Annotated in this window: 16 protein-coding genes; 11 read left to right on the forward strand and 5 right to left on the reverse strand. The window is 69.0% G+C overall.

Translation table 11 applies throughout. The annotated features are described in order from the left end of the window. Window positions 1-270: 270 nt before the first annotated feature. Window positions 271-1,944, reverse strand: coding sequence for a purine-cytosine permease family protein (locus QMK34_RS30430; protein ID WP_326417957.1), 1,674 nt, complete (start codon window positions 1,942-1,944; stop codon window positions 271-273). 241 nt (window positions 1,945-2,185) lie between these two features. Here QMK34_RS30430 and pdxH point away from each other — a divergent pair, with 241 nt between their 5' ends. The 3 genes from pdxH (at window position 2,186) to QMK34_RS30445 (ending at window position 4,865) form a co-directional block, all read left to right on the forward strand. After that, a complete protein-coding gene (gene pdxH / locus QMK34_RS30435) occupies window positions 2,186-2,869 on the forward strand; it encodes a pyridoxamine 5'-phosphate oxidase (RefSeq protein WP_326417958.1) in 684 nt (227 codons plus the stop codon). A gap of 120 nt (window positions 2,870-2,989) precedes the next feature. Further along, window positions 2,990-4,279, forward strand: a complete 1,290-nt coding sequence (locus tag QMK34_RS30440) for an MFS transporter (protein WP_326417959.1) — start codon at window positions 2,990-2,992, stop codon at window positions 4,277-4,279. 19 nt (window positions 4,280-4,298) lie between these two features. Beyond that, entirely contained in the window at window positions 4,299-4,865 is a 567-nt protein-coding gene (locus QMK34_RS30445; RefSeq protein ID WP_326417960.1) for a DUF3558 family protein, read from the forward strand. Here the strand turns inward: QMK34_RS30445 and QMK34_RS30450 are convergent, their stop codons facing one another. Further along, window positions 4,866-5,690 (reverse strand): MBL fold metallo-hydrolase, encoded by an 825-nt coding sequence (locus QMK34_RS30450; RefSeq protein ID WP_326417961.1) that lies wholly within the window; start codon window positions 5,688-5,690, stop codon window positions 4,866-4,868. Here QMK34_RS30450 and QMK34_RS30455 point away from each other — a divergent pair. The 4 genes from QMK34_RS30455 (at window position 5,689) to QMK34_RS30470 (ending at window position 8,670) form a co-directional block, all read left to right on the forward strand. After that, a complete protein-coding gene (locus QMK34_RS30455) occupies window positions 5,689-5,985 on the forward strand; it encodes a DUF397 domain-containing protein (protein ID WP_326417962.1) in 297 nt (98 codons plus the stop codon). The genes QMK34_RS30450 and QMK34_RS30455 overlap by 2 nt on opposite strands. A gap of 10 nt (window positions 5,986-5,995) precedes the next feature. Next, entirely contained in the window at window positions 5,996-6,901 is a 906-nt protein-coding gene (locus QMK34_RS30460; protein WP_326417963.1) for an aldose 1-epimerase family protein, read from the forward strand. Further along, window positions 6,868-7,368, forward strand: a complete 501-nt coding sequence (locus QMK34_RS30465) for a GNAT family N-acetyltransferase (protein ID WP_326417964.1) — start codon at window positions 6,868-6,870, stop codon at window positions 7,366-7,368. Before QMK34_RS30460 ends, QMK34_RS30465 begins: the two co-directional genes overlap by 34 nt. Before the next feature lie 84 nt (window positions 7,369-7,452). Further along, window positions 7,453-8,670, forward strand: a complete 1,218-nt coding sequence (locus tag QMK34_RS30470) for an amidohydrolase (protein ID WP_326417965.1) — start codon at window positions 7,453-7,455, stop codon at window positions 8,668-8,670. Window positions 8,671-8,673: 3 nt separating this feature from the next. On the opposite strand, the gene QMK34_RS30475 is transcribed toward QMK34_RS30470, so the two are convergent. Both QMK34_RS30475 and QMK34_RS30480 read right to left on the reverse strand, forming a co-directional pair. Continuing rightward, a complete protein-coding gene (locus QMK34_RS30475; RefSeq protein ID WP_326417966.1) occupies window positions 8,674-9,297 on the reverse strand; it encodes a Uma2 family endonuclease in 624 nt (207 codons plus the stop codon). 113 nt (window positions 9,298-9,410) lie between these two features. Further along, the gene (locus QMK34_RS30480; RefSeq protein WP_326417967.1) at window positions 9,411-10,556 is read right to left on the reverse strand and encodes an acyl-CoA dehydrogenase family protein; all 1,146 of its coding nucleotides are present in this window, start codon (window positions 10,554-10,556) and stop codon (window positions 9,411-9,413) included. Between the two features lie 101 nt (window positions 10,557-10,657). Between QMK34_RS30480 and QMK34_RS30485 the strand changes: the two genes are divergently transcribed. The 4 genes from QMK34_RS30485 (at window position 10,658) to QMK34_RS30500 (ending at window position 15,199) form a co-directional block, all read left to right on the forward strand. Continuing rightward, on the forward strand, window positions 10,658-11,260 hold the full coding sequence (locus QMK34_RS30485; protein ID WP_326417968.1) for a TetR/AcrR family transcriptional regulator: 603 nt from the start codon (window positions 10,658-10,660) through the stop codon (window positions 11,258-11,260). Beyond that, on the forward strand, window positions 11,257-12,198 hold the full coding sequence (locus QMK34_RS30490) for a carbohydrate kinase family protein (RefSeq protein WP_326417969.1): 942 nt from the start codon (window positions 11,257-11,259) through the stop codon (window positions 12,196-12,198). Before QMK34_RS30485 ends, QMK34_RS30490 begins: the two co-directional genes overlap by 4 nt. 192 nt (window positions 12,199-12,390) lie before the next feature. Beyond that, a complete protein-coding gene (locus QMK34_RS30495; RefSeq protein ID WP_326417970.1) occupies window positions 12,391-13,707 on the forward strand; it encodes a citrate synthase in 1,317 nt (438 codons plus the stop codon). A 118-nt stretch (window positions 13,708-13,825) separates the two neighbouring features. After that, window positions 13,826-15,199, forward strand: coding sequence for a cryptochrome/photolyase family protein (locus QMK34_RS30500; RefSeq protein ID WP_326417971.1), 1,374 nt, complete (start codon window positions 13,826-13,828; stop codon window positions 15,197-15,199). Here the strand turns inward: QMK34_RS30500 and QMK34_RS30505 are convergent. Then, window positions 15,186-17,906 (reverse strand): ATP-binding protein, encoded by a 2,721-nt coding sequence (locus tag QMK34_RS30505; RefSeq protein WP_326417972.1) that lies wholly within the window; start codon window positions 17,904-17,906, stop codon window positions 15,186-15,188. The two genes, QMK34_RS30500 and QMK34_RS30505, sit on opposite strands and share 14 nt — an antisense overlap. Window positions 17,907-17,946 lie beyond the last annotated feature (40 nt).

Genomic DNA, 17,946 nt, shown 5'->3' on the forward strand with positions numbered 1-17,946 from the left:
TCCGTCGCCGTCTGGTGGCAACCGAAGGCCAGCATCGACGTCACCTACGCCGATCGTGCCCAGTACGAGTACTTCGAGCCGTTCGACATCGACGGCTACCCCGCCGTCGCGGGCTCTGTGCACGACGACCGTCCCGGCGGCATGAGGTGACGGTCGGCGTCGCGGACGGCGCGACCGTCTTGATCTTCTTCGCTGCGTTGAGGAATCCGGCGAAGGCGTGTGAACGGGCCAGTCAAGCCGGGCGGTAGACGGCGCTCGGTCAGGGCTCGGTCAGGCGCGGACTGTCGGCATCGGCAGGGCGACCGGGCCGGTGGTCTGGCACACGTCGTGACACGTCGAGTCGAGCGTGCAGCACAGTGAGCAGATCGGCCCCGACTGCTTCGCGCAGTCCGCGACGTCCGGGAGCTCGTAGTCGTCCCCGCACACCGAGCACTCGTGCGTGGCCTGCAGGTCCTCGGCGCCCGAATCCGGCCCGGAGACCGTGTTCGGCCGCGCGAGGTAGTACTTGCCCTTGGTGAGTTTCGCGAGCGTCGGCACCAGCACCAGCGCGATCACCAAGGCGAGCAGCGGGCTGAACGCGGCGAGGAGCTGCCCGAACGCGCCGAAGTACGCCGCGATCGAGACCGCCGACGCGACGAGCATCGAGCCGAACCCGACCGGGTTAATCTTGTGCAGGTACGCCCGCTTGAACTCGATGTAGCGCGGCGAGAGGCCCAGTGGCTTCGCGATCACCAGGTCCGCGCAGACCGCGCCGATCCACGCGATCGCGACGTTGGAGTAGAAACCGAGGATCTTGTTCAGGAAGGCGAACGCGCCGAACTCCATCAGCGCCAGCGCGATCCCGCAGTTGACCAGCACATACCAGACCCGGCCGGGGTGGCGGTGCAGCACGCGGGAGAAGAAGTTGGCGAACGACAGCGAGCCGGAGTACGCGTTGGTAGTGTTGATCTTGATCTGCGAGACGACCACGAACAGCGCCGCGAAGGTCAGCGCGGCCGGGCCCAGTGCCGGTTTGACGGCCTCCAGGTAGGGCGCGATCGGCTCCAGTGCGTGCGTCTTCCCGACGACGCCGAGCGCGAGGAACGCCAGCAGTGCCCCGCCGATCTGCTTGGCCGCGCCGAGGATCACCCAGCCGGGCCCGGCCGCGAGCACCGCCGCCCACCAGGACCGCTTGTTTTCGGCCGTTTTCTCCGGCATGAACCGCAGGTAGTCGGCTTGTTCGCCGATCTGCCCGATCAGCGACAGCGCGATGCCCATGCCGAAGCCGAACCCGACCGCCGAGAAGCCCGTGCCGGCGCCCTCGGTCCCGCCGAACGACGCGAATTCGGCGAACTTGCCCGGCTCGCGGATCGCGACGACCACGAACGGCAGCACCAGCCCAGCGATCCACAGCGGCTGCGTCCAGGTCTGCATCTTCGCGACCGCACCCATCCCGTACAGCGCGAACGGCAGCACGATCAGCGTCGCGAGCAGGTACCCGATGGGCAGCGGGATGCCGAGGGCCAGCTGGAAGGCCTGGCCCATGATCGAGCCCTCGAGCGAGAAGAAGATGACCGTGAAGCTCGCGTAGACGAGCGAAGTCAGCGTCGACCCGAAGTAGCCGAAGCCCGCTCCGCGCGTCAAGAGGTCCATGTCGACGCCGTACTTCGCGCAAGCCTGCGCGATCGGCACGCCCGTCACGAAGATGACGAAAGCCGCCGCGAGGATCGCGAGGACGCCCGAGGTGAAGCCGTACGACAGGACGATGCTGGCGCCGATCGCGAAGTCCGCGAGGTAGGCGATGCCGCCCAGCGCCGTGGTCGCCACCACGAAGGGCGACCACCGGCGGAACGAGTGGGCGGCGAACCGGAGGGAGTAGTCCTCGCGGTTCTCGTTCGCCGCGAGCGGCGCGTAAGTGCGTTTCGGCGGGGCCGGGGTTTCGGTGGTGGGGAGCGTTTCGGTCAAGGCCTGCCTCCGTGGCGGTGGGGGACGGCTCGGGAGCAGTCCGACGGTAGGTCTCGCCTTTATCGATCGAGGTCCGGCCGGTAACCGGGGCGTTACGGCTTGCGGCCCCGCGGTTACGGGCAGATGGCCACGCGGGGGTGGCACGAGTCACCGTTCAGTGGGTTTCGCCACAGCTCGCGAGGCAATACCGTCGGCGGATAGCCGAAGTCACAGATGCCCTACCGGGTGCGGAGGTTTGGCGATGATGCCGGAGATCGAGGACAGGGACGTCGTAACGGACGCCGTGGTGAGGCTGCCCGGGATGCGGGTGGCCTACGACGGTGGTTCGTTCGACGAGACCGCGCTGGCGGCGACCTGGACCGAGCAGCTACAGGCTTGGCTGAACCAGGCCGACGCGGCGGGGATCGCCGAGCCCAACGCGATGGTCCTCGCCACAGCGGACAGCGAGGGCCGTCCGTCGTCCCGCACGGTCCTCTGCAAGGGCCTGGACGAGCGGGGTGTCGTGTTCTACACGAACTACACCTCGACCAAGAGTCACGACCTCACCGCGACGCGGTACGCCTCCGTCACGTTCCCCTGGTACTCGCTGCAGCGCCAGGTGCATGTCCGCGGCGAGGTCGAGAAGGTCGACGTCAAGGAGACCGCCGCGTACTGGCACTCCCGCCCGCGCGGCTCGCAGCTCGGCGCCTGGGCCTCGCCCCAGTCCCGCCGCGTCGACGGCCGCCGCGCCCTCGACAACGCGCTTCACTCGATCGAGCGACGTTTTCGCGACGTCGAGCAGATCCCCTTCCCGCCTCACTGGGGTGGCTGGCGCATCCGCCCCGACACGGTCGAGTTCTGGCAGGGCCGCGAGGACCGCATGCACGACCGCCTCCAGTACGTCCGCACCCACGACGGCTGGCACAACGAGCGCATCGCTCCCTAGCCCTCAAGTGTCATGAAAGGGTCTTTCAGGACAAAAATTGCCCTGAAAGACCCTTTCATGACACTGGCGGCGAGGTAAATCACGCGACGAGGTTAGTTAGCGCCGCTAAAGTAATGTCACGTGAGTACTGAGCCGGAGACGGCGCCGCGCACGGGGGCACGCAAGATACTCGGCAAGATCGTCGTCGACACCCGGCCGCTCAAGATCCCGGCCTACCGGCGGCTCTGGATGTCCACCGCGGTCACCGCGGTCGGGACCCAGCTGACTGCTGTCGCCGTGCCCAAGCAGGTCTTCGACATCACCGGCTCGTCCGCGTACGTCGGCCTGACCGGCGCGGTCGCCCTTGTCCCGTTGCTCGTCTTCGGCCTCTGGGGCGGTGCGATCGCGGACGCGGTCGATCGTCGCAAGCTGCTGCTGTACACCAACATCGGCGTGGCGATCACCTCGGCGATGCTGTGGCTCCAGGCCTTCGTCGGCGCGAACTCGGTCTGGCTCGTGCTCGGCCTGCTCGCGGTCAACCAGGCGCTGTTCGCGATCAACATGCCGACCCGCGGCGCGGTCGTCGCGCGGCTGGTGCCGGGTGAGCTGCTGCCCTCGGCCAACGCGCTGAGCACCACGATGTCCACCTTCGGCGCGGTCTTCGGCCCGCTGTTCGCCGGTGCGCTGATCCCGGTCATCGGGCTTTCGACGTTGTACCTCGTCGACGTCATCGCGCTGACCGTCACCCTCATCGCGGTCTGGAAACTGCCCCCGCTGCCGCCGCTGAACGGTCCGTCCCGGCGTGCCGGGATCTCGGACATCGTCGACGGTTTCCGTTATCTGGCAACGCAGAAGGTGTTGCTGGCCTCGTTCCTCGTCGACATCATCGCGATGGTCGCGGGCATGCCGCGGGCGCTGATCCCGGAGATGGCCGAGCGCACCTTCGGCGACCCTCCCGGCGGCGGCCCCGCGCTCGGCTGGCTCTACGCCGCCCTCCCGGCGGGCGCGATGCTCATCGGCGTGTTCTCCGGCTGGTTCACGCGCGTTCGGCGTCAGGGCTTCGCCGTCGTTGTCGCGGTCTGCGCCTGGGGCGCCGCGATCGCCGCCTTCGGTCTCGCTCACTCGCTGTGGCTGGCCGTGGTCTTCATGGCGCTCGCGGGCGCCGCCGACATGGTGAGCGCGATCTACCGGATGTCGATCCTGCAGGTCGCGACCACCGACGAGATGCGCGGACGGCTCCAGGGCGTGTTCACCGTCGTGGTCGCGGGCGGGCCGCGCATCGCCGACGTCACCCACGGCTGGGCCGCGGCGGGCGTCGGCACCGCGGCGGCCGCGACCGGCGGCGGGCTGCTGGTGATCGTGCTGGCGCTGGCCTCGATGCTGCTGCTCCCGCAGTTCTGGCGTTACCGGTCGCCCAAGGATCCCGGCTGAGGGCAAGTACTGTGGGGGCATGCGTACTTCTAGGGCTTTTGTCCTGATTGCCGCCCTCGTGGCCGCCACCGCGGCCTGCTCCTCCAACGAACCGCAGGCCGCGGCCCCGTCGTCGAGCAAGGCCCCGGCACCCGCGCCGTCCAGCTCGAAGGCGCCCGTCGCCCCCGCGAAGGCGCCCTGCGAGCTGCTCCCCGCGGACGCCGTCGCCAAGGCGATCGCCGTTTCGCCGGTGACCTCGGCGCCGGGCCCAGTCCAGGAGAACGCGGCCAACAAGGGCAAGTCGAAGACCTGTGTGTACTCCGCCAACGGCAAGCAGGCCGGCGCGCTCGCGGTGACCCGTTACGAGGGACTCGCGACCAAGCCCGCCAAGATGATCCAGGACATCAAGGCGAAGAAGCCGGGCTCGCAGGACGTCGGCGGCATCGGCGAAGGCGCGGTCTACTACCTCGACGAGCAGAAGACCGCGACCCTGGTCGCCGCGAAGCTCGTCGGCGGAGTGCCGACGCTGGTCAGCTACGACGGCCCGGCGAAGATGACCGCCCAGATGATGACCCCGCTGGTCAAGGCCGCCATCGACGCGAGCTAGCTAGCGGCTCAGCGCGACGAGTTCGACGGGGCTGTGGGAGCTGAACACCGTCACGTCGTCGGTGTGCGAGCGCACCAGTTCCTGCAGCCGGGCGACGTTTTCCAGCCGTGCCTTGCGTTTCGTCTGGTTCAGGTTCTGGAACACGGTCATTCCGGGTGGGCAGTGCGGTTTCACGGGATCCAGCTGGCCGTGGAAGAAGTACGAGTCCCCGGCGTGCAGGAGCCAGCCTTCGCCGGTGTCGACAGCGACGCCGGAATGGCCGAGTGTGTGCCCGATGAGCGGCACGAGCAGGAGCTCCGGCGGCAGCCCCTTCAGCTCACGGACGGCCTCGAAGCCGAACCAGCTTTCGCCCGCCTCGTCGTAAGTGCTCCACAATGGACGGTGCTCGAACTGGATGGGCCGGTACCGGTTCTTCGCCGTCAAGCCGGACGGGTTCGTCGCGGTGCGGTGTTCCTCGGCGTGGACGTGCACCACGGCGTTCGGGAAGTCCGCGAGCCCGCCCGCGTGGTCGACGTCGAGATGTGTCATCACGATGTGCCGCACGTCCTCCGGTGCGAACCCGAGCGCCTTGACCTGCACGGCGGCGGCCTCCGCCATCGAAGGCCTCGCGCCGACCATGGCCACGAACCCCTTGCCGAGCCACTCACCCGGCCGCGCGGCGGCCTGGGTGCCGAGCCCGGTGTCGACCAGGACCAGCCCGTCGCCGCTCTCGATCAGCAGGCAGTGACACACCATCGAGGTGCGGCGCAGCAACCCGGGCTGCCCGTCGAGCAGCGAACCTCCCGCCGGGCTCATGCTGCCGCAGTTCAGGTGGTGCACCTTCATGCTTGCTCCTCTGTCCGGCCGCCGTTGTCCCCAAGCTGTCCCAAGCCGCCCGGCTTGTCCAGCCCGACGGTCCCTGAAGGCCACCTTGACGGCGTTAGACGCTGTGAAGGTGGCCTTCAGGGACTTGGGACTTGCGGGATGGGAAGGCTGGTCTTCGACCGGTTGCGTTCAGAAGCGTTGTCATCGGGCCGTCGCGCCCGATGCCGTCGGTATCCGGGACTCGAAGGCGCCCGCCGGGGAACTCGCCGTGGGCTCGGGTGCCTGGGCCGCTTTCCTCGCCCGCGTCCGCCGGTAATCTCGTCCGCATGGGCACCCCCACCGGAGAGCAGTTCGAGATCACCCGCGGCAGCGCGCGGGCCGTCATCACCGAGATCGGCGCAGGTCTGCGGGTCTTCGAGGTCGGCGGCGTGCCGTACGTCGAGGAGTTCGCGGCCGACGAGCCGTCGCCGAAGGGCCTCGGCCAGGTCCTCCTGCCGTGGCCGAACCGGACCAAGGCGGGCCAGTGGGTCCATGAGGGCGAGAAGCAGCAGCTGGAGATCACCGAGGAGGCGCGTGGCAACGCGATCCACGGGCTGACCCGGCACGAGGAGTGGGAGCTGCTGGAGCACGCGGAGTCGTCGATCACCCTCGCCGTCGACGTCCCGGCGCAGGCGGGCTGGCCGGTGCCGCTGCGCGCGACGATCACCTATGAACTCGCGCCGCGCGAGCTGACCATCACCCACGAGATCCGCAACGAGGGCGAGAGTCCCATCGGCGTCGGGGTCGGCACGCACCCGTACTTCCGCATCGGCGACACCCTCACCGACGAGCTGACGCTGACGATGTCCGCGACCCGCGTCCGGCCGTATCTCGCCGACGCGCAGCTGCCGTACGCCGAGGAGCAGGACGTCGACGGGACCGAGTACGACTTCCGCGGCGGGCAGCTGCTCGGCGGCGTCGACCTCGACACCGCGTTCGGCGGGCTCTCGCCGGCCGAGGACGGCACGCACCACCACGTTCTTTCGCATGGTGACCAGGAGCTGACGGTCTGGACCGGGCCGGACTTCAAGTGGGCGCAGGTGTTCACGCCCTCGGACCTGGTCGGGCGCGGGCGCGCGGTGGCGATCGAGCCGATGACCTGCCCGGCCGACGCGCTCAACACCGGCACCGACCTGATCGAGCTGGAGCCCGCCGCCTCGTGGACGGGCAGCTGGGGCATCCGGGTCCGTTAGTGGAGCTGTTGCGCCTTGGCCCTGGCGACGCGGGCGAGCTGTTCACCCTGCAGCGGGCTTCCTACATTTCCGAGGCCCGGCTTCACCAGGATTTCGACCTGCCGCCGCTGGTGGAGCCCCTCGAAGGAGTCCAGGCCGCGCTGATCGACCCGGCGTGCCTCGTCTGGGGCGTGCGCGAGTCCGGGCGGCTGCTGGCGAGCGTCCGGTTCGTGATCAGGGGCGAGGTCGCCGAGATCGGCAGGCTGGTCGTCGCGCCCGACCAGCAGGGGCGCGGGCTGGGGAGCTCGCTGCTGCTCGCCGCCGAGGACGCCGTACCGCCGTCGGTCTCGGTGTTCAGGCTGTTCACCGGTTCACTCAGCGTGGTGCCGCTGAAGCTGTACCCCCGGCTGGGTTACCGCGAGACGCATCGTTCGCCCGAGGCCGACCACGAGCTGGTGCACTTCGAGAAGGAGCGTTCGCCGAGATAGTGATCGGTTGTCAAAAAGGGTCCGTGCTCGCACGGCGGACGTAGTTCGTTAGCGTGTCAAACTATGTCAGTGCAAACAGGGTCATTGCGAACGAAGGCGATTGTTGGCGGCTACGTGGTCCCGATCGACGGTGACCCGATCGACGGCGGCACGGTCCTCATCGAAGACGGCAAGATCGTCGCGGTCGGCACGGACGCGGACGTCGACATCCCGGAGGACGCCGAGCTGATCGACGCCTCCGGTTCCTGGGTGCTGCCCGGGTTCATCGACGCCCACGCGCACCTCGGCGTGCACGAGGAGGGCGAAGGCTGGGCGGGCAACGACACCAACGAGATGACCGACCCGAACGGCGCCCGGTTCCGCGCGCTCGACGGTATCGACCCGTACGAGAGCGGTTTCGACGACGCGCTCTCCGGCGGTGTCACCAGCGTGGTCATCAAGCCCGGTTCGGGTAACCCGATCGGTGGACAGACGATCGGCGTGAAGACCTGGGGCCGGTCGATGTTCGACATGGTCTTCGCCGAGCACGTCAGCGTGAAGAGCGCGCTGGGCGAAAACCCCAAGCGGGTGTACGGCGACAAGGGCAAGACCCCGTCGACCCGGCTGGGCGTCGCGGCGATCCTGCGCGAGGCGTTCACGAAGGCGCGCAACTACGCGGCGCAGCGCGATCACGCGCAGAACGAGGGCAAGCCGTTCGACGTCGACCTGACGCACGAGGTGCTCGCCAAGGTGCTGGCCGGCGAGCTGTACTGGGACCAGCACGTCCACCGCGCCGACGACATCGCGACCGCGATCCGGCTCTCGGAGGAGTTCGGCTACAAGCTGGTCATCAACCACGGCACTGAGGGCCACCTCATCGCCGACCTGCTCGCCGACCGCGACGTGCCGGTGATCCTCGGCCCGCTGTTCACCACGAAGTCCAAGGTCGAGGTCCGCAACCGCACCCTGCGCTCGGCGGGCATCCTGGCGCGCGCCGGGGTGAAGATCGCGATCACCACCGACCACCCGGTCATCCCGATCAACTTCCTGGTCTACCAGGCGGCCCTGTCGGTCAAGGACGGCCTCGACCCGGAGACGGCGCTCAGGTCGCTGACCATCAACCCGGCCGAGATGCTGGGCCTCGACGACCACGTCGGCTCCCTCAAACCCGGCCTCGACGCCGACGTCGTCCTCTGGTCGGGCGACCCCCTCGACGTGATGAACCGCGCGACCCGCGTCTTCATCCGCGGCGTCGACGTCTACCACTTCGACGAGGCCAAGGGCGTCGGCGTCTCCGCCCAGCGCCAGTACCGCGAGGCCTGAGTTCTAGGCGCGGAGCCGTTCCAGGTCCAGTTCGATCGGGAACGGCTCCGTGGTGCTGAACTTGCCGGTCGCCGCCGGGGCGTTCTGGTAGCCGAGTTCGCCGGCCTGATGGCACGAAACCAGGGAAATGGGATCGGCGAGATCGATGATCCAGTAGTGCGGAATGCCCGCGTCGGCGTACTCGCCGTGCTTGGTCACGTAGTCGGTGCGTTTCGACCCCGGCGACACGATTTCGACGACGATGAGCACCTCGTCGGCGCGGAACAGGTTGTTCTCTTCGTCCACGCGTTCGATCGCGTCGCGTCGGACGACGATCAGGTCAGGACGCCGCGACCAGCCTGGCTCTGGCACCGGTGCGAGACTCAGGTCGACATCGATGTCCTGGATGGCTTTGAGCTCGGGCGGCAGTTGCTGCCCGAGCTGGAGGAACAGATTGCCGGAGGCGATGTTATGTCTCGCCTTGGGGCTGGGTGACATCAAGAGGCGACCCTCCACGAGTTCGGTGAAGCCGGATTCGGTTTCACCGAGCGCCGCGTACTCCGCGATCGACAGCAGGTGATCCGGGAACGAGATGTCCCATAGCAGACCTGACTGCGTTTCGAGGTTCGGCTCAGGAAGGGCTGTCACAGCGTCTCCTCACGTCACCGGCCATTGTCGCACGATCCGAATGTGACCTTAAGTGATATTACGCTACCTTAAGTCACGTTAAGTGGCGGGTCGAATCCGCGGGTCGCTGAGGCTCAGGCGTTGCGGAGCTCCCGTGCGATGACCAGGCGCTGGATCTGGTTGGTGCCCTCGAAGATCTGGGGCACCTTCGCCTCGCGCATGTACCGCTCCACCGGGAAGTCCTTGGTGTAGCCCGCGCCGCCGAGCACCTGGACGGCGTCGGTGGTCACCCGCATCGCGCCGTCGGTCGCGACGAGTTTCGCGATCGACGCCTGGCGCTGGAACGGCATCCCGCGGTCGCGGCGGCGGGCCGCGTCGAGGTAGGTCGCGCGGGACGACTCGACTGTCGCGGCCATGTCGGCGAGCAGGAACTCCAGCCCCTGGAACTCGATGATCGGCCGCCCGAACTGGGTGCGGCCCTTGGCATACGCGACCGCCTCGTCCAGCGCGGCCTGCGCGAGCCCGACGGCGCACGCGGCGATGCCGAGCCGTCCCGAACTCAGTGACGACAGCGCGATCTTGAGGCCTTCGCCCTCGGCGCCGATCCGGCGGTCGACGTCGACGCGCGCGCCCTCGAACAGCAGCTGCGCGGTGGTCGAGCCGGTGAGGCCCATCTTGCGTTCGGGGGTGGCCGCGGACAGGCCCGGCGTCTCGGCGTCGACGAGCAGGCAGGAGATGCCGTGGCCGCCTTCGTCACTCGTCCGGACCATTGTCGTGTAGAAATCGGCTTCACCCGCATGGGTGATCCACGCCTTCGTGCCGTCGACCACGTACTGGTCGCCGTCGGCTCGTGCCCTGGTGGACAGGGCGGCCGCGTCGGAGCCCGCCTGCGTCTCCGACAGGGCGTACGCGCCGAGCAGGTCGCCCTCGAGCATCCCCGGCAGCCAGCGGTCCTGCTGCGCCTCCGTGCCGTGATGCGCGAGCGCATAACAGGACATCGTGTGCACCGAAAGGCCTACGCCGACCGACATCCACGCGGTCGCGATCTCCTCCAGCACCTGCAGATAGACCTCGTACGGCACCTCGCCGCCGCCCCAGTGCTCGCCGTAGGGCAGGCCGAGCAGGCCGGACTTGCCCAGCAGCCGGAACTGCTCACGGGGGAACTGCGCCGCCTCTTCGTACTTGCTCGCGAGCGGCGCCAGCTCGTCGCGGGCGATCTCGGCGGCCAGTGCGACCAGGTCGTGGGCTTCCGTGGTGGGGAGCAGTCGTTCCGCCGGCATGGTTCCTCCGTGGACGGTACTGAAAACAGTACTGTGGGCTCATTGAGAGTACAGTAAAGCTGTGTGGAGGCATAGCTGCGCCGGTAGGGGATAGTTGTGTGATGGCCGAAAGCGACGCACGGGGTCTTCGGCGCCCCCGGGAGACCAGACGCCAGCTCGCCCTGCTGGCCGAGCTGGAGGAACTTTTCCTCGCCGAGGGCTTCGCCGGGTTCACTCTGGACGACCTCGCGGCCCGCCTGCGCTGTTCGAAGTCGACGCTCTACGCCCTCGCGCCGAGTAAGGAGCAGCTCGCGGTCAAGGTCGTCGGCCGCTACTTCAAAGGCGCCGCCGAGCTGCTGGACGAGCGCATCGAGGGCATCGACGACGCGCGCAAGATCATCGGCGAGTACCTCGCCGGGATCTCGGAGTACCTCGATCGGGCGTCCGCCGCCTTCATGACCGACATCGCCGAATTCGGCCCGGCTCGCGACACCTATCAGCTCAACAGCCGGGTCGCCGCCGGACGGATCCGCTCGTTCATCGCGAAGGGCGTCGCCGACGGCGTGTTCCGTGACGTGCACGCGAGGCTCATCGCCGAGATGGCAGGGCTGATCATCGAGGGCATCCAGACCGGCGTCATCGGGCACAGGACCCGGGTTTCCGACGCCGAGGCGTTCACGGCGCTATCGGAGCTGCTCCTGGGTGGGCTAGCATCGCGCCCGTGATCGTGGTGGGTGGAGAGGCGCTGGTCGACCTCGTTCCTGGTGAACCGTTGGATTCCACTGTGGACGGTGGGCTGCGCGCGTTGCTGCCCCGGCTCGGCGGTGGCCCGTACAACGTGGCCCTCGCGGCCGGGCGGCTCGGCGTGCCGTCGGCGTTCCTGTCGAGGCTGTCGACCGACCGCTTCGGCGGGGCGATGATCGACCGCCTGCACGCGTCCGCTGTGGACACCTCGCTGGTGCAGCGCGGCGACGAGCCGACCACGTTGGCCGTCGTGGCGCTCGACGAAAAGGGCTCCGCGCACTACACGTTCTACACGGACGGCACCGCCGACAGGCTGGTCGAAGACCCCGGCCCACTGCCCGAAAACGTGACCGCGCTCTCACTGGGCACCCTCGGCATGGTCCTCGAGCCCGGCGTCAGCGCGTACGAAGCGGTGCTGCGGCGCGAGTCCGCGCGCGGCGTGCTGACCGTGCTGGACCCCAACATCCGCGAGGCCCTGATCGCCGATCCCGCCGCCTATCGTGCGCGGTTCGCGTCCTGGCTTCCGCACGTCCGGCTGCTGAAGATCTCCGACGATGACACGGAATGGCTTGCCGAGGGCACCGACCCGGTGGCGGCGGCCAAGGGCTGGGTCGAGTCCGGTGTGGACGCCGTCGTGCTGACCCGCGGCGCGGCCGGACTGGCCGTGATCACCGCTGCCGGGGAGCTCGCACAGGCGCCTTCGCGGCGGGTCGAGGTCGTCGACACGATCGGCGCCGGGGACACCGTCCAGGGCGCGCTGCTCGCGTGGCTGCACCTGCACGACGTGACGGACCTGACGTCGCTGGACGCGCCCGGCTGGCAGGACGCGCTGGAGTTCGCGGCGAAAGCGGCTTCGATCACGGTGTCCCGCAGCGGCGCCGAGCCGCCCACCGCGGCCGAGATGGCATCCACCGTGTGAACCTTGTCCCAAAGCAGTGGTCAGGAACAACCCCGACGCTGCGCGATGGCCCCTTTTTCGACTAGCGTGGTGGAGAATTCATACCCCAGCGGGGCGGTGTGCAGCGGGGCCATGGCCTCTCGCGTGAACACACATGGCTACCTGTGGAAACTTACAGGCGCCGCCGGCCCGTGCAATGTGAGAGGGACTTGCATGTCCGACGCGACGACTGCGGGGCAGTCCGGCGGCGAAACCGCGAAGCTCAGCCTCCCGAACGGCGAGCACGAGTTCAAGGTGATCCGGCCGGTCGAGGGGGCGCCGGGGATCGAGCTGGGGAAGCTGCTGGCGTCGACGGGGTACATCACCTACGACCCCGGGTTCGTGAACACCGGCGCGGCCTCGTCGGCCATCACCTACATCGACGGTGACGCCGGCATCCTGCGCTACCGCGGGTACCCGATCGAGCAGCTGGCCGGGAAGTCGACCTTCATCGAGGTCTCCTACCTGCTGATCTACGGCGAGTTGCCGACCACCGCGCAGCTCGAGGACTTCACCCAGAAGATTCAGCGCCACACGCTGCTGCACGAGGACCTGAAGGCCTTCTTCAGCGGCTTCCCGCGTGACGCGCACCCCATGCCGGTGCTGTCCAGCGCGGTTTCCGCGCTGTCGACCTTCTACCAGGATTCGCTCAACCCGTTCGACGAACCGAACGTCGAGCTGTCGACCATCCGCCTGCTGGCGAAGGTCCCGACGCTGGCGGCGTACGCGTACAAGAAGTCCGTCGGGCAGCCGCTGCTGTACCCGGACAACTCGCTCGGCCTGGTCGAGAACTTCCTGCGGATGACGTTCGGCTTCCCGGCCGAGCCCTACGAGGTCGACCCCGAGGTCGCCAAGGCCCTCGACCTGCTGTTCATCCTGCACGCCGACCACGAGCAGAACTGCTCGACCTCGACGGTGCGGCTCGTCGGCTCGTCCGAGGCGAACCTGTTCGCCAGCATCTCGGCGGGCATCAACGCGCTGTTCGGCCCGCTGCACGGCGGCGCGAACGCGGCGGTGCTCGACATGCTCGAGGGCATCCGCGACGACGGCGGCGACGTCGCCAAGTTCGTCGAGCGGGTGAAGAACAAGGAAAAGGGCGTGAAGCTGATGGGCTTCGGGCACCGGGTCTACAAGAACTACGACCCGCGCGCGAAGATCATCAAGGGCACCGCCGACGAGATCCTGTCGAAGCTCAAGGGCGGCGACGAGCTGCTCGACATCGCCAAGAAGCTCGAAGAGACGGCGCTTTCGGACGACTACTTCGTCTCCCGCAAGCTGTACCCGAACGTCGACTTCTACACCGGCCTCATCTACCGGGCGCTGGGCTTCCCGACCAAGTACTTCACCGTGCTGTTCGCGCTCGGCCGTCTCCCCGGCTGGATCGCGCACTGGCGCGAGATGATCCAGGACCCGGCCACCAAGATCGGCCGCCCGCGCCAGATCTACACCGGCGACGCGGAGCGCGACTACCGCCCGATCTCGGAGCGCTGAGCCTCTCGAGTGTCATGAAAGGGTCTTTCAGGGCAAAAATTGCCCTGAAAGACCCTTTCATGACACCTGGGGACCCTCGCTCTGCGCGACGCTCGGGTACCGCATAGTCTCGGTCGCCGTGACCAAAGAAGCCCCGGTGGTGTTGTGGTTCCGTCGTGACCTGCGGCTCGGTGATCACGCCGCGCTGCTGGCCGCGTCGAAGCGCAGCAAGCACGTCCTCGCGCTGTACGTCCTCGACGACGCGCTCCTCGCGCCCGCGGGTAACCCGCGGATCGCCTTCCTGCACGGCTGCCTGCGCGCGCTTGACGAGCAGCTCGGCGGCAGGCTGAAGCTCGTCAAGGGCGAGCCCGCCGAGGAGGTCGTCAAGGCCGCGCGCGCGGTCGGGGCCGCTGCCGTGTACGTCACCGCCGACACCGGGCCGTACGGCCGCCGCCGGGATGGCGAGGTGGCGAAAGTGCTGGCCGAGCATGACATCGCCTGGGAAGAGGCCGGGTCGCCCTACGCGATCACGCCCGGCCGGATCACCAAGCCCGACGGCGATCCGTACCGGGTGTTCACCCCGTTTTTCCGGGCGTGGACCCGGCACGGCTGGCCGCGGCCCGCCGACACTGGTGCGTCCATTGTGGACTGGGTGGAGCCGGGGAAGTCTTTGAAGATCCCGAAATCCCCGTCGCTTGGTGAGATGGAGTTGCCGGAGCCGGGTGAGCAGGCCGCGCTGGACGTCTGGCGTGAGTTCCACGAGAGTGCCGTCGCCGGGTATTCGGCGGGCCGGGACCGGCCGGACAAGCCTGCCACGACGAAGATTTCGCCCTATCTGCGCTGGGGTTGTATCCACCCGCGCACCCTCCTCGCCGACCTCGCGGGTGACGAAAGTGAAGGCGCGGCGGCACTTCGCGGCGAGTTCGCCTGGCGCGAGTTCCACGCCGACGTGCTGTGGAACCGGCCGGAGACCGCGCGGCAGAACTACGACGAGCGGTTCGACGCCATGCAGCACGAGACCGGGGCGGCCGCGCGGGCGGCGTTCGGGCAGTGGTGCGAGGGGCGGACGGGGTATCCGATCGTCGACGCCGGGATGCGGCAGCTGCTCGCCGAGGGCTGGATGCACAACCGGGTGCGGATGGTCGTGGCGAGTTTCCTGGTCAAGGATCTGCACATCCCGTGGTGGTGGGGCGCGCGGCACTTCATGCAGTACCTCGTCGACGGCGATCTCGCGTCGAACCAGCTGAACTGGCAGTGGGTGGCCGGGTCGGGGACCGACGCCGCGCCGTACTTCCGGGTGTTCAACCCGACGACCCAGGGCGAGAAGTTCGACCCGAACGGCGACTACGTCCGCAAGTACGTCCCGGAACTGCGTGAAGTGCCGGGCAAAGCCGTGCACCAGCCGTGGAAGCTCAACGCGGGACAGCCCGAGGGGTACCCGGAGCCGATGGTGGACCATGCGCACGAGCGGCAGGTCGCGTTGCGGCGGTACGAGGACATCAAGGGCCAGTGAGTGCCTGCGCGGTGCTGAGGTCGGGCTGGTCCCTGAGCTGCCGCCGGGAGGTGATGCCGAGTTTGCGGAAGATGTTGCGCAGGTGGGCGTCGACCGTGCGGGGGCTGATGAACAGCCGGGCGGCGACCTCGTTGGAGGTCGCGCCGGTGGCGACCAGCCGGGCGATGTGGACCTCCTGCATGGTGAGCTCGTCGTAGGGGTGCCCGGACCGGCCGCGAGCCGTTTCGCCGGTGGCGCCCAGTTCGATGGCGGCTCGCCGGGCGAACGCCTCGAACCCCGCCCCGGACAGCAGTTCGTGGGCGGTGCGCAGGTGCACGCGGCAGTCCTTCCGGCGGCCTTCACGGCGCAGCCATTCCCCGTAGAGGAGATGCGCCCTGGCCCGGTAATACAGGGGCGAGCTTTTCTCGAGGTGGTCGACGGCTTCCCGGTAGTGGTCCTCGACCCCGGTCACCAGCCCTCGCGCGTACGCCGCGATCCCCAGGCCCATGGCCGATCCGCTGGCGTCGGTGCGCTCGGTCAACGATTCCAGCGCGGTGGCGGCGACTTCGTGCTCGCCGCAGCGGACGGCCGCTTCCACCAGTTCGGGCAGCACCAGGCCGGCGAAGCCGAGGCCGCCCTGGTCGGTCGCCTGCCTGGCCGCGGCCAGCGCGGCCGGGTAGTCGCCAAGGCCGTTGTACAGCACGGCACCCGACCAGTGGACGTTGAGAGCCGCCTGTCCGGAGCCGTCCGCGGCCCTGGCCAGCTCGAACAGTTCGTGCGCTTCCTCGCGGCGGCCACGCAGGGCGGCGACGTGCATGCGCGGGTAGGGGGCCGCGAACCCGCCGATCGCGTCGACGATCGCCTCCTCCTCGGCGATCGCCGCCATGGCCTCGCCGAGGTCACCGGCCAGCACGGCACTGGTCGACATGAGGCCGAGACCGAGGCTGAGCACCAGCGGTGAGCCCGACGCGCGGCCGGTCTTCAGCAGCCAGGTGCTGACGGCCGGCTGGGTGTGCGGGTCCCACAGTTCGGACGCCAGGATCACGGTGAGAACGGGTCGCCCGGCCCACATCGGGCCGTCGATGTCGTCGAGTGCGTCCCGGATCAGCGGGACGGCCGCGCGGTGCCCGCCTGTGCTCAACAGGGTGACCGCGTCGAGCAGGTCCGGCGAGCGGGAAGGCGGCGCCGAAGACTTCGCCGCGACCAAGACCATGTCCATCGCCTCGGTGGCCCGGCCGACGACCAGGCTCATCTCGAGCGCGTCCAGGAAGTAGTCGCGGGACTTGGCCGGGTCCAGTGCCGAAAGCCGTTGACCGGCGCGGACCAGGAACGCCGGGCCGCTGTCGTCGCGGTGTCGCTGAAAGGCGATCTGCCCTCGCAGCACATCGACGTGCGCACGTTGCCGTTCGTCGGTGCCCGAGCTGTTCTCGACGGTGCCCAGCAGGTGCGCCGCGGCGTCGGGCGCACCCGCGTCGAGCTGGGCCTGCACCGCGGCTAGGGTCCGCTCGATCCGCTTGCCGGGTACCAGCGACAGTTCCGCCGAGCGCTTGATGAAGGTGGCCGCGGCCACCACCCCGCCTCGGGCCAGTGCGCGGGAGGCGGAGCGTTCCAGTTCGGTGGCGACGTCTTCGTCGGGCCCGGTGCTGGCCTGTGCGCGGTGCCAGACTTGCCGGTCGGGGTCCACGTTCGCGTCGGTGACCTCCGCCAGCACCCGATGGACCACGCGGCGCTGGTCGTCGTCGGCGGCCAGGTAGACCGCCGAGCGGGCCAGCGGGTGGCAGAAGCGGACGCGGGTGGCGAACTCGACGAGTCCGGTGGCGGTCGCGGCGGCGCTGGCGGTCGTCACGTCGATGTCCAAGCGCTGGGCGGCGGGCCACAGCAGGCCGGGGTCGCCGGTCGGGTCGGCGCTCGCGATGGTCAACAGCAGCCGTGCCTCGGCGGTCAGGTCGGCCAGCCTCGACTGGAAGTTCCGCTCGATCCGGGTCGGCACCGAGGAGGTGTCCGGCAGGGCGAACCGGTCGGCCCTTGGCAGTTGCAGCAACGCCAACGGGTTTCCCCGGGCCTCGGCCAGGATCCGGTGGCGCACCTGTTCGTCGAGTGTCACCTGGCTCTTGGCCGTCAGCAATGTTCGTGCGTCGCGGTCGCTCAAGCTGCCGATGTCCAGGCCGGGGAGTTCGTCCAGTTCGCTCGCCGCGCAGGGCTGCCGGACCGCCAGCACCATGGCGACGGGTTCGGCGGTGACGCGCCGGGCGAGGAAGGTCAGCGCCTTCGCCGACGCCGAGTCCATCCACTGGGCGTCGTCGATCACGCACAGTAGCGGCCGTTGCCGGGCCGCGGCCGCCAGCAGTTCCAGCGTCGCCAGTCCGACGCGGAAGAAGTCCGGTGGGCCGGTGGCAAGGCCGAACGCGACTTCGAGAGCTTCTCGGTGCTGGGCGGGCAGTTCGGCGAGATAGCCGGGCGACGGCGCGCACAAGGGCTGGCACAGTTGGTGCAGAGCGGCGAAGGGCAGTTCCGACTCGAATTCCGACCCGGACGCGTGGATCACCTGGAATCCCGACGCCGCCGACCTGGCGTGTTCCAGCAGGGCGCTCTTACCGATGCCCGCTTCACCGCGCAGGACCAGTGCGCCGCCCCGGCTCTCGCGCGCGGCGGCGATCAGCTCGTCGATGGACCGGATCTCCTCTCGCCTGCCGACGAGCGAACCGGGTGAGTGGGTCGAAGATCGCATAGGACCACGTTAGCCGGATTTCTTTGTCAGCAGGATGAGC

It is taken from the genome of Amycolatopsis sp. H20-H5 (assembly GCF_035828755.1).
Taxonomy (GTDB): Bacteria; Actinomycetota; Actinomycetes; order Mycobacteriales; family Pseudonocardiaceae; genus Amycolatopsis.

What these genes read in the sequence shown, in the direction of transcription:
- QMK34_RS30505 (WP_326417972.1), bottom strand. Translation starts at nt 17,906, where the DNA reads ATGCGATCTTCGACCCACTCACCCGGTTCGCTCGTCGGCAGGCGAGAG.
- QMK34_RS30450 (WP_326417961.1), bottom strand. Translation starts at nt 5,690, where the DNA reads ATGAAGGTGCACCACCTGAACTGCGGCAGCATGAGCCCGGCGGGAGGT.
- QMK34_RS30460 (WP_326417963.1), top strand. Translation starts at nt 5,996, where the DNA reads ATGGGCACCCCCACCGGAGAGCAGTTCGAGATCACCCGCGGCAGCGCG.
- QMK34_RS30485 (WP_326417968.1), top strand. Translation starts at nt 10,658, where the DNA reads ATGGCCGAAAGCGACGCACGGGGTCTTCGGCGCCCCCGGGAGACCAGA.
- QMK34_RS30445 (WP_326417960.1), top strand. Translation starts at nt 4,299, where the DNA reads ATGCGTACTTCTAGGGCTTTTGTCCTGATTGCCGCCCTCGTGGCCGCC.
- pdxH (WP_326417958.1), top strand. Translation starts at nt 2,186, where the DNA reads ATGATGCCGGAGATCGAGGACAGGGACGTCGTAACGGACGCCGTGGTG.
- QMK34_RS30495 (WP_326417970.1), top strand. Translation starts at nt 12,391, where the DNA reads ATGTCCGACGCGACGACTGCGGGGCAGTCCGGCGGCGAAACCGCGAAG.
- QMK34_RS30455 (WP_326417962.1), top strand. Translation starts at nt 5,689, where the DNA reads ATGCTTGCTCCTCTGTCCGGCCGCCGTTGTCCCCAAGCTGTCCCAAGC.
- QMK34_RS30480 (WP_326417967.1), bottom strand. Translation starts at nt 10,556, where the DNA reads ATGCCGGCGGAACGACTGCTCCCCACCACGGAAGCCCACGACCTGGTC.